11 protein-coding genes are annotated in these 11,039 nt (G+C 36.6%); 5 read left to right on the top strand and 6 right to left on the bottom strand.

Going from position 1 to position 11,039, the window contains the following annotated elements:
• Positions 1 to 720 (bottom strand): MFS transporter (locus A194_RS0110610; RefSeq protein ID WP_017186825.1); only part of this gene is annotated, 720 nt, incomplete at its 3' end.
• 150 nt (positions 721 to 870) lie between these two features.
• Here A194_RS0110610 and A194_RS0110605 point away from each other — a divergent pair.
• Together A194_RS0110605 and nfsA are read left to right on the top strand one after the other, a co-directional pair.
• Entirely contained in the window at positions 871 to 2,352 is a 1,482-nt protein-coding gene (locus A194_RS0110605; protein WP_017186824.1) for a methyl-accepting chemotaxis protein, read from the top strand.
• The gene (nfsA, locus tag A194_RS0110600; RefSeq protein WP_017186823.1) at positions 2,349 to 3,086 is read left to right on the top strand and encodes an oxygen-insensitive NADPH nitroreductase; all 738 of its coding nucleotides are present in this window, start codon (positions 2,349 to 2,351) and stop codon (positions 3,084 to 3,086) included. The genes A194_RS0110605 and nfsA overlap by 4 nt, the downstream gene beginning before the upstream one ends.
• A gap of 31 nt (positions 3,087 to 3,117) precedes the next feature.
• On the opposite strand, the gene A194_RS0110595 is transcribed toward nfsA, so the two are convergent.
• Both A194_RS0110595 and A194_RS0110590 read right to left on the bottom strand, forming a co-directional pair.
• A complete protein-coding gene (locus tag A194_RS0110595) occupies positions 3,118 to 4,743 on the bottom strand; it encodes a BCCT family transporter (protein WP_017186822.1) in 1,626 nt (541 codons plus the stop codon).
• Between the two features lie 125 nt (positions 4,744 to 4,868).
• Positions 4,869 to 7,295, bottom strand: coding sequence for a penicillin acylase family protein (locus A194_RS0110590; RefSeq protein ID WP_017186821.1), 2,427 nt, complete (start codon positions 7,293 to 7,295; stop codon positions 4,869 to 4,871).
• A 137-nt stretch (positions 7,296 to 7,432) separates the two neighbouring features.
• On the opposite strand from A194_RS0110590, the gene A194_RS0110585 reads away from it, so the two are divergent.
• Positions 7,433 to 8,086, top strand: coding sequence for a hypothetical protein (locus tag A194_RS0110585; RefSeq protein ID WP_017186820.1), 654 nt, complete (start codon positions 7,433 to 7,435; stop codon positions 8,084 to 8,086).
• Between the two features lie 252 nt (positions 8,087 to 8,338).
• Here A194_RS0110585 and A194_RS0110580 read toward each other — a convergent pair whose 3' ends face one another.
• Complete coding sequence (locus tag A194_RS0110580) at positions 8,339 to 8,821, bottom strand: glutathione peroxidase (RefSeq protein WP_017186819.1); 483 nt, start codon at positions 8,819 to 8,821, stop codon at positions 8,339 to 8,341.
• 283 nt (positions 8,822 to 9,104) lie between these two features.
• Between A194_RS0110580 and A194_RS20540 the strand changes: the two genes are divergently transcribed.
• On the top strand, positions 9,105 to 9,248 hold the full coding sequence (locus tag A194_RS20540; protein ID WP_017186818.1) for a hypothetical protein: 144 nt from the start codon (positions 9,105 to 9,107) through the stop codon (positions 9,246 to 9,248).
• Positions 9,249 to 9,294: 46 nt separating this feature from the next.
• Here A194_RS20540 and A194_RS0110570 read toward each other — a convergent pair whose 3' ends face one another.
• Both A194_RS0110570 and A194_RS0110565 read right to left on the bottom strand, forming a co-directional pair.
• On the bottom strand, positions 9,295 to 9,855 hold the full coding sequence (locus A194_RS0110570; protein WP_017186817.1) for a hypothetical protein: 561 nt from the start codon (positions 9,853 to 9,855) through the stop codon (positions 9,295 to 9,297).
• 125 nt (positions 9,856 to 9,980) lie between these two features.
• Positions 9,981 to 10,538: a PepSY domain-containing protein gene (locus A194_RS0110565; RefSeq protein ID WP_017186816.1), complete on the bottom strand. Its 558-nt coding sequence runs from the start codon at positions 10,536 to 10,538 to the stop codon at positions 9,981 to 9,983.
• Between the two features lie 167 nt (positions 10,539 to 10,705).
• Between A194_RS0110565 and A194_RS18185 the strand changes: the two genes are divergently transcribed.
• Positions 10,706 to 11,039: hypothetical protein (locus tag A194_RS18185; RefSeq protein ID WP_040402692.1), on the top strand; the 334-nt coding region annotated here is incomplete at its 3' end.

Below are 11,039 nucleotides of genomic sequence, written 5' to 3'. Positions count from 1 at the left end.
ACGAAGCACCGCTAAAATACCAAATCCAATTGCAATATATAAAGAATATACAAAGCCTAATGTAATTCCAATTAACGTTGAAGTAATCGTTACCCCGACTAAGCTAGCCCCTAAATAATCTAATCTTACATTGACCGTCTCTTCATCTGGTAAGTTTTTAAGTAAAAATGGTAATGTCACGATCATTAAAGCCGATGTTAAAAATAAAAATTGCCAAGATAAAAAGCCGGCAATAACACCACCTAAAATAGGGCCAATCCCAGAGGCAAAAGCCATGACAGATGCAATAATCCCTAATATTTTACCCCTTTCATTCGGGAAGTAGCGAATAGGTGCAATAAATGCAATCGCTGGCATCATCGAACCGCCAATTGCCTGAATCACCCTTGCTACGAGTACAAAATAATAATTCGGTGCAAGAAATCCGATAATAGAACCAATCGCAAAAACCGTTAGTCCAAATGTGATCAACTTCTTAAAAGCTACTGTGTCAGCTAGCTTTCCATATATCAAAGCCCCGACTGAATACACCATAATGTAACCAGTCATTACCCAGCTTACTTCTGATGGCATTAAATTAAATGCTTCAGCAATGTCTGGAATTGCTATGTTAAACATTGTTCCGTTCATTACCGAGAACATTAAAACGAAACAAATTGAAAACAATAACATTCTAGGGTTCTTGATATCTATTTCATTTTGTTGTTTTATTGTTTCCATATAATATTACTCCTCTCATTTCACCTCATCTATCATATCGGTTAGCTATTAATCTTGCAATAGTTGTGCCTACTTCTACAAATTCCCTAAAATTTCCCTTTATGCTAAAATAGTGTTATATTAATTTCAAGAAAATTTGGAGGTGTCTGAATGTTTGAGGGGGATATGAGAACAGTTGAACAACAGTCGTTACACAACAAAAACAAATTACTTTTTTGGTTATTATTAATCATTACAGCCGTCAGCACGATTGCAAATATTTCATCCGGCTTACCAACAAGTGTCATCTTAATTGTTTTATTTGGCGGACTTGGTATATTAGCTGTTGCAGGATTTTTAGTCTTTACCGAAAAAGCAACTCAAGTCGTACCATACATATATGTAATCGGCTTATCAGCACTACTTGGGTTCATTGTATTAGAAGCAAGCGTTTCTACACATAATTTTGGTTTAATTTTCTTCATTTTAGTAACATCAGCTATATTTATGTCATTACCATTATTAATTATAGGCTTTACATCAAGCATGGCCATTTATCACAGTCTCGTCATTATGCACGGTGACCTTTTAGACTTACGATATGAGACAGCGCTCTCGTTCATTTTGTTTACAGCGATTATTTTATTTGGTCTCCAAAGAATTACGAAACAAACAGATGATCAATTAGAACAATTGCGTCAAGAGAATGATTTAAGGTTCCAAAATGAAACAAAACAAAAAGAACACATTGAAGAACAAACGACCATTATTAAAAATAGTATGGAAGAAATTGAATCTCAATCTAATACGAATAGCCAAGCTTTAACCGAAATGAATCGCGCTATTCAAGAAATCGCTTCTAGTACTGAAACACAAGCTGATGACCTAACTTCAATAAATGATTCCATCCATCAGACTGCTTCGAATATGGACAACATGATGAATCACTTAAATGATATTCAGGAAAATACTAATGAAACATCTCGCCAAGCTCAAACTGGTAAAGAAGAGTCTGATCAAATGATTGACCAAATTAAAACGTTTGAGTCTAGTATGGATCAAATGCGTGCTACATTTAAAGACTTAACCGAAAAAGTTGAGTCTTCAGCATCATTCATTCAATCGATTAAAGAAATTAATGAACAAACAGGACTACTTGCGCTTAACGCTTCTATTGAAGCTGCTCGTGCTGGAGAACACGGTAAAGGTTTTGCCGTCGTTGCTGATGAAATACGTAAATTAGCTGACCATACTGACAAGACTGCGTCTAACATCTCAGATAACTTAAATGAAATGAAACAGACAAATGAAGATACTGATAATCAAATGAACCAATTACTTTTTGTTTTACAACATAATATTAAAACAATCCATCAAAGTAGTGAGCGATTCAACCAATTTGAAGATGACACAAATGACCTTCAAAATAAACTAAACCAATTCAGTCACACTGCTGAGCAAGTTAATGAAAGTACATCACACATTAATGATACAATGGAACAGATCTCTTCTAAAGTGCAACAAACAACTGCTTCAGTTGAAGAAATTACAGCAACGGTGCAAGAACAAACGAACCAAAATACTCAACTCCATGAAGAGATTGAAAAGACTACAGAAGCGTTACAACAACTAACAAAGGAGTCATCAACATGAATGAAACAATCGAGCTACTTATGAATCATCGCTCTATTCGTAAATTTAAACAAGAGAATTTAACCGATGAACAAATTAAAACAATTATTCAAGCAGGCCAAGCCGCTTCCACATCAAGCTATTATCAAGCTTATACCGTGATTGGTATTACAGATGAAAAGTTAAAACAACAATTAAGAGAAGTTAGCGGTCAAGAATATGTAGAACATAATGGCCACCTTTTTGTCTTTTGTGCAGATCTAAACCGGATGTATCAATCACAAGATCAAACAACACAAGAAATGATGAAAGACAATATCGAGAATACAGAATTTTTCATGATGGCTACCATTGATGCAACATTAGCTGCTCAAAATGCTGCAGTCGCAAGTGAGTCACTCGGACTTGGCATTTGCTATTTAGGTAGCTTACGTAATGACATCAACCGTGTTAATGATCTATTGAACTTACCTCTTTATGTTATTCCGCTATTTGGAATGGCTGTTGGTGTTCCAGATGAGGAGCCTGATGTAAAACCACGCTTCGACTTCAATGCGATTTATCATGAAAACGGTTATCAAGATCACACAAAATATGTTGAACAATTTAACGAAACAACTGAGCACTACTACGAAGATCGTTCATTTAATACGAAAGTAGACAATTGGAGCAAGCAAGTTGAAAGAAAGCTATCTAAGCCAATGCGCATGGACGTAACAGACTTCGTTAAACAAAAAGGGTTCAATAAACGTTAAAAGGATTAGGGAAAATCCCTAATCCTTTTTCTTATTCTTCCTCTTTTCCTTTTTTACGATTTCTTCTTCGGCGAATTTTCTCTCTAATTTTCTTATAGTCCAGTATGATTGTTTTCGGCTCATACTGATCATCAGCAATGAGGTCCCCTGTCGTTGTTTTCATAAATGACCAAGCAATTAAAAACATAATAAATATTAGTGGAAAACCTCCAATAATACTTGCCGTTTGTAGCGTTTCTAAACCACCTAAATACATTAACGCTAACGGTAATAGACATAGCGTAAAAGCCCAAAACATTCTATTCCAACGTAGTGGCTCCCCATTTTCGACTTCTTTTTGCGTCACAGATGCTAAAATGTATGAACTTGAATCAAACGTCGTTGCCAAAAAGATAATTGATAAAAAGACAAACAACGCAACCATGACACCAGCAAATGGCAACTGGTTAATAATCGAAATGATCGCTGCTGGTGCTCCCTGCTCATTTAACACCGTTATAACATCAAATGAACCACTCAATTGTAAATAAAGTCCGAAATTACCCATGATACCGAAAAACAGTAAGCAACCAATCGATCCGTAAATCATCGTACCTGCGATCACTTGACGAATCGTACGTCCACGTGAGATTCTAGCAATGAACAAGCCAACAAATGGTGCATAAACTAGCCACCAAGCCCAGTAGAAGATTGTCCATGCCTCTGGGAACCCAGTCGGTTCAAATCCTTGTAACACAGCGAACGGCTCTGTCCACGTACTCATTCTAAAGAAATTATCTAAAATAAGCCCAAGACTATTCGTCGTCGTCTCAGCAATAAACAAAGTCGGACCTGTAATAAACACAAAAGCAAGTAAGAAAATCGACAGCGCTAAGTTTATATTACTCAATCGCTTAATTCCTTCTTTCAATCCAACATAAGCACTTACAGCAAAGATCGCAGTTACAACTAATAAAACAATTGTTCTTAAAAACATATCGTCTTCAAGTCCAGTTAGATCTGAGACACCACGTGAAATAAGGGGTGTACCAAGAGCTAGCGTCGTCCCTGCCCCACCTATTAATCCGAAGATAAATAGTACATCAATAATTTTACCTAAGAAAGTATCAGACCAACCTTTTAAAAGCGGTCTTAGCGTTTCACTAATTTTAATAATTGGTGTTTTCCTTACATAAAAAAAATACGCCATTGGAAGAGCTGGTAAAGCATATATAGCCCAGGCAATAGGACCCCAGTGAAAGATTCCATACGTTGAAGCCCATTGAATCGTTTCTAATTGTTCATCAGTTGGGCTGAGTCCAAACGGTGGTCCTTGATAATAATAAGCCCACTCAATCGTACCCCAATAAAGAATACTCGAGCCAATCCCAGCACTAAATAACATCCCTGCCCATGCAGGCGTGCTGAATTCAGGCTTCTCATCTTCTTCACCTAATTTTACTTGTCCATTTTGACTAAAGGCTACGAAAATTAAAAAGAAAAAGATTGCTAGTCCCATTAATAAATATAAAAACCCGAACGTATCTGACATGAATGCATTCACATCAGCAATGACTTCAGCACCCACTTCTGGAAATAAAACAAGCGGGACAACGACTGATAATATGACAACAAAAGATATTATAAACGTCGGCCAATCAACTAATTTTCTACCCATTATAAAAGTCTCCTCTTTGATGTTATGTTATATAGCTTGAATCAAATGAGTGATATTATTAGTGCAAAATAAAAACCTCCGAACAAGTCGGAGGTTAGTTAAGATCAATTCCGTCAGTTTATTAACTATTCAGCTGTCAATATTAATTCTTCACCTGAATAGTCATCCATTCTCGTTTCATGATAAACGCCTTCAACCCAATTTTCAATTTGATCGTCATACCAATCACTGCGATAATGACCTGTCTGACCAGGACCGACAATATGGTGGCCAGCTTTAGGGTCATCCATATCCGTTACAAAACGCCAACTTGCACCGTGACTAACAATACCATCATCACCAAATGAAGCAGCCATAACCGTCACATTACTTCCATCTACAGGTTTGGGATCAATACTATTGAAGAAACGGTCTAAAAAAGCTGTACTTGATAACGGATGGGCAAAATAGACACGATGGAATTCTCCCCAATTCCAATCATCAACATTAGCACCTTGTATCTCAACTATCTCATCAACTGCTTTCGTAATCGCTTCATCTAATAACTCTTCTAACCCACCGTGACGTTCAATCCAATGTACTTCCTCTCCATCATAAGCACGCTGGATTAATTGATCAACATTTTGTCCGCTTCCTTTAAACATCGACCGTACGTCTTCTGGAATATCTTCAGCAAACAGTACTTCCTCAACTGCGCGAACTAATTGATGAAACACTAACGGACCTGCTAACTCACGATCATCGTATAAGTTCCACTCTAACAAAACGTCTACTGCTTCTTGTTCAACCTCAGATATCTCAACCGCTTCTAAAATATCAGTATAGATTGGAATGAAATGTCTCGCATGAAGGTTTTTCGTATCCATTTGTAAACCTTTCATATCTTCAGCTGTAAACTGTTCTCCTTCTTCCAAAACTTCATGAATTCGGTCATATCTATATGGTTGAGCCCAAACATTACTAATGTGGTATGGGTATTCATCAGATACGACACGGTTATTCGCCGTAGCAACAAAACCTTTTTCAGGGTTTACAATGGTCGGTAATTCATCATATGGAATATAATCATCTAAAGCAAAAGTTGAATCCCACCCCGGCATCGGCAACAATGCATCATCAGAATGATCATAAACAGGAATTCTACCATTGGCTTTGTATGCAATTGTTCCATCAAGACTTGCAAAAACAAAGTTTTGAGCAGGTGCATGGAAGTCTTCTAGCGCCTTTTCAAACTCTCCCCAGTTCGATGCCTGATTCATTTGTAGTACAGCTGATAATTCTTTTGTCGCATCTAAAGCTGTCCAACGTAATGAAAAAACTGACCCATTTAAATGCTCATCAGCTTCTTCTGCGAATTCAGAAACGACAGGGCCATTGACCGTTTCAATTACCTCATATTCAATTGGGTCTTCACCATCCACATGGATTGTCTCTTCTATAACATCAGCTTCGTACCATTTGTCATCATATAAAAACCGATGCGGATTGTCTTCATGTCTTCGTTCAATATACAGCTGTTGGACATCTGGTCCGACATTCGTTACACCCCAAGCAATCTCTTCATTATGACCTAAAATCACCCCTGGAATACCAGCAAAAATAACACCTGACACATTATAATTCGGTGAGTCTAAATGAACTTGGTACCAAATAGACGGAGTCGCTAAATCTAAATGAGGGTCATCAGCTAAAACTGGCTTACCTGACTCCGTTTTACTCCCATCGACAACCCAATTGTTACTTCCATTAAACGGGTGAGGTGTTTCAGCTTTCGTTAAACTCGCTGTTATATCAATATATTCTTCATCAGAGATGTTTGAAGAACCATTCTCTGGATATGTCGGAAACAACTCAAGTGCTTCTTCCTCTTGAAAGTTGTGCATAGCATAATAGTTAAACGCTTGTCGCTCCCAATGACCACCTAAATCAAAGGCCATAAATTTGCCAATTGTCAAAGAGTCAAGTGGTGTCCACTCTCTCATCTCACTTAAGCCCATTAATGTGAATTCAACAGGCATACTACCTTCACTTTTAGCATGTGTTATATACGCATTCACTCCCGCTGCATAAGCCTCCAACGCCATTAACTCTTCAACATCATATTCAGCTAACGACTTTTCAGCAGCTCTCCTTAAACCGAGTGTTCTAAAATACTTATCAGTATCAACAGCCATGTCACCCACAACTTCACTTAATTCTCCCGAAGCTTGTCTTCGTGACATTTCCATTTGAAATAAACGATCTTGTGCTGTTGCAAACCCTTGAGCAAAAAAGAGATCTTCATCAGTCTCCGCTTCAATGTGCGGCACACCTTGTTCATCTCGAATAATCGAAACGTCGTGTGTCACCCCTTCAAATGATAACTCTTCTGAATCCTCCTCGGTATAACTCGCTACAGCAATGGCTCCTTCAGTTTGCGGTAAAGATCTGTTTATGTAAGCGTTAACATAAAGGAGTACGCTGACTACTGCAAATGTTAAGATTAATAAAATGATTAAACTCCACTTTACAAATTTATTTCTAGGTCGTTTCGTTTTAATTGACTCTCCCATGGCACAACCTCCTTTTCATTATAATAATATAAAAATTCTAAAAAATTAACACTTATATGTACTTTTTAACTTTTAATTTACGAACAGGATGAAAAAGCCTTATAATTAACGTTGGATTAATCGAATGAGGTGAACTTATGGATGCAAAGAAAAAAGCATTAATAGCAGGACTAATTATTGTGTTCTTTTTACTTATTGGTGTTTTCTATTTATCTTACTTAGGATTATCTGAAGACTCAGGTGAAGCTGAACAAGTAATAGAAGAAGCAGAACAATACTTATCTGAAAACTTCGATCAGCAGACTGAAGTTGTCGATACGCTGTTTGATAATACTGGAGTATATGAACAATTTCGTTATGCTGCAATAGTAGAGACTGAAGAGCATGATCATTTTAGATTTTTAGTATATTACCATAATCAATACGATGAATATATGGATAGTTACGTAGCTGAAACTTGGGAATACGAGTTAGAACAATTTCTAACTGCTGAATTAGAGGAACGTTTCGGAACAGATATAATCCATGATATGTGGATTACTTACCCGAAAGATGTTGGTCATCATTTAAATATTGACCGCAACAATATCCCTTCACTACAAGGTCAGTCAGCTAAACCAATTATCCGTGTAACATTAGATCGTGGACAAGAATCAGACGATGAAGATCATATGAACGAAATAATTAGCCTAATGCGCTCAGAACTAGACATTCCAGGTGGCAGTTTCACACTAGGATTTAACGATAACGCTCTAATCTTTAGTGATCGAAATATTCGAGAAGAATTTTAAATTATGGGTCAATGCTAATCGGGAAAGGTGTCGGATGACGTGCCTTTATTGTCGGATGAATCCTATTTATTGTCGGACGACGTGCCTTTAATGTCGGACAAGACGTCATAATTGCCGGACACGCCCTTGTTAATAATCAATGACCTAAGGACTTCAGCGCAAATTAAAACGCTGAAGTCCTTTTTTGCCCCTTAAAACATAAAAAAGCAGCCTAATTCAAACTAAATTAGACTACTCCGCTTAGAAAATATTTTATTTCTTAATTAGATTAATAATATCACTTTCAATTTTAGCCGGTGTCGTTTGTGGTGGATAACGTCTAATCACTTTACCGTCTTGGTCAACTAGAAATTTCGTAAAGTTCCACTTAATTTCGCCACCTAAAAAGCCTTTTTTCTCACTCGTTAGAAATTGGAACAATTCACTCTGTTCATCGCCTTTTACATCAACCTTTTTATAAATTGGGAATGTCACACCGTAGTTCAATTTACAAAAACTTTCGATTTCACGTTGTTCATCAAATTCTTGATTCATAAATTGATCACACGGAAACCCTAATATCTCAAATTCGTCATCCTCGAATTTTTTATAAAGTTGTTGCAAACCTTCAAACTGTGGTGTGAATCCGCATTTACTAGCCGTATTAACGATTAGCAGGACCTTCCCTTCATAATCCAACATTGACTGCTGACTCCCGTTACTTTGTTCCACCTCAATCTTATACAATTCGCTCAAAAAAATACCTCCCCCAACATTATGTGTTACAAGTTGAACATATCAATTGTCCGTTCACGTGTTCACCGTCTAAAAATCCATGATCACAGTAAACCTTTCGACCACATTTAGAACAATACCCAACAAACTCAACCATCTAAACACTCTCTCATAATTTTTCTTATAAAATACTTATAACAGACATTTATAAACATTACTAGTAAAAAAGTAATAACTAACAATTTTTCAAATTGCATTCAATCATTTATAATATAGTTATAAATCATTCAGGCAGGTGATGATCGTGAGTCTGAAATCGAGCATTTATAAGTTTTTACGTATCTGGAACGATGTCGATGCTGTCCGAAAAGGTCGAGTTGGACGCCGCGTCGGTCGACGTGTTGCTGGTCGCGCAACAGGTAAAGCATTTCGTAAGTTATTTAAATAAAACAAGAATCATAACTAAAACTTGGATTAGCCGAACTAGTCCAAGTTTATTTTTCGTCCTTTTTGACTAATTTTAAATCAACTTCATCCTCAACATCTTCACGTTCAATAAATTGCTTAAATAATTGTTGTACTTCGTTTGTGTCACCACTGCCATACACTTCACCATTAACGTATAGCTCAAATAGTGGTGCCGTCTCTTTCGGCTCTCGTTGCTCTGTATTGATGTCACAAGCTTTGCACTTTTTATAAAGCATTGTGTCAGCTTCTTCTTCCCAGTCACCTTGAGTTAAATAGTGACAATACCCATTATCATCAGCATCTTCGTTAAAATTAATATCCCAAAATGGACAAGTACCATTCTCATCATAACAGTTCGAACCTTGAGGAATGAATCGTTCAGGGTATAACCTTTTCTCTTCATAATCAATAGCTTGCTTAATTTCGTCTTCTGTTAAATAATCAAAATCACGAATGACGACTTTAAGTTCGCCGTATTGATACAAATGTCGTGGCTCTACGTTTGTACTTTTTACATAAACTTTCTCTTTACCGTATAATTCTTTTTTCTTCTCTAAATATTCATATCTATGTATAAAATCCTTCATGCTAATCCCCTCCGCTTACACAAGAATTCTCAATCTTCTATCTACTATATTATTATAATAGAGACAAGATGTACAAACATGTCTATTAAAAAGAAAAACTTGCCTGTCTTATGACACAAGCAAGTTTAACTTACATTTAAAACAACACCTGAAACAGCATCAACACTTACATCATATTCATGACCAGCGTACTCAATTACTACTAAGTAAATTAAGTCACCCTTCTCTTCTACTAAGTCTGCTTGAACTGGGTTACCGTTTACTGTTTCTAATGCTAGTTCGATCGCATCTAACTTTTCAATTGTTGTTTGGACATATTTCTTAGCTTCTTCAATACTAATAGAATGCACACGATTAACCCGTTGCTTATTAACAGAGACAACTTTACCACTTACGCCATCGACCGTTAAATCATAAATGTAATTTCCTTGTGATACGGTGATTTCAAATTGCTCTTGTCCATTTAACTCTAAGTTTTCAATTTTTCCTTCAACTTGTTCATAGACAATTTGTTCTAACTCATTATGTCCGATTAATTTTGTCGCATCTAACATCACGTTCGCCTCCGCATCCGTTTTCGCTTCTGAATATGGTTGCTCTTTCGTTTCAACTGTCGAAAAACCGAAAAAGCTTCCTAAGACGAATGTCCCTGCAAATGTGCTATAAAAGATTTTTTTACGCATATAACTCCTCCAACGATGACTCGTTTTCAACTCTACAATGACTAGTCTAATCAACGAACATGAGAAAAAAGAGATAACAACATTAAAAATAGATTAAAATTTGTCCGAAAATTTATGATAAAATATGATTAACTAACTAAAAGATCTAGTACAAGGGGGAGTTATCGTTGGATACTAAAAAGACACTCATCATTTCGATTATCGCAGGACTTCTAGTAATCGTCCTATTCACGGTCGTTTACTCGGAACCAGATCCTGAAGCTCAATCATTTGACGAAGTCTTCTTAAATGAATTAGACGAAGTTGAGGAAATCAATATTTTAAGTGGTAGTGGTGCTGAAGGTTCACAAGAAGTACAAGTAGAAGATTCTGAGGTTATTTCACAAATATTAGATGACTTTTCTGATATTGAGGTTAGGCGAACTGATTCAAGAGTTGACGCCTCAAGTTACATTATTTCGTTTGATAACTATATTATTGAAATGTCTGAGACTGCCAAGG

This window comes from Alkalibacillus haloalkaliphilus C5, from assembly GCF_000269905.1.
Taxonomy (GTDB): domain Bacteria; phylum Bacillota; class Bacilli; order Bacillales; family Alkalibacillaceae; genus Alkalibacillus; species Alkalibacillus haloalkaliphilus_A.
This window is presented reverse-complemented; position numbering and strand designations above follow the sequence as displayed.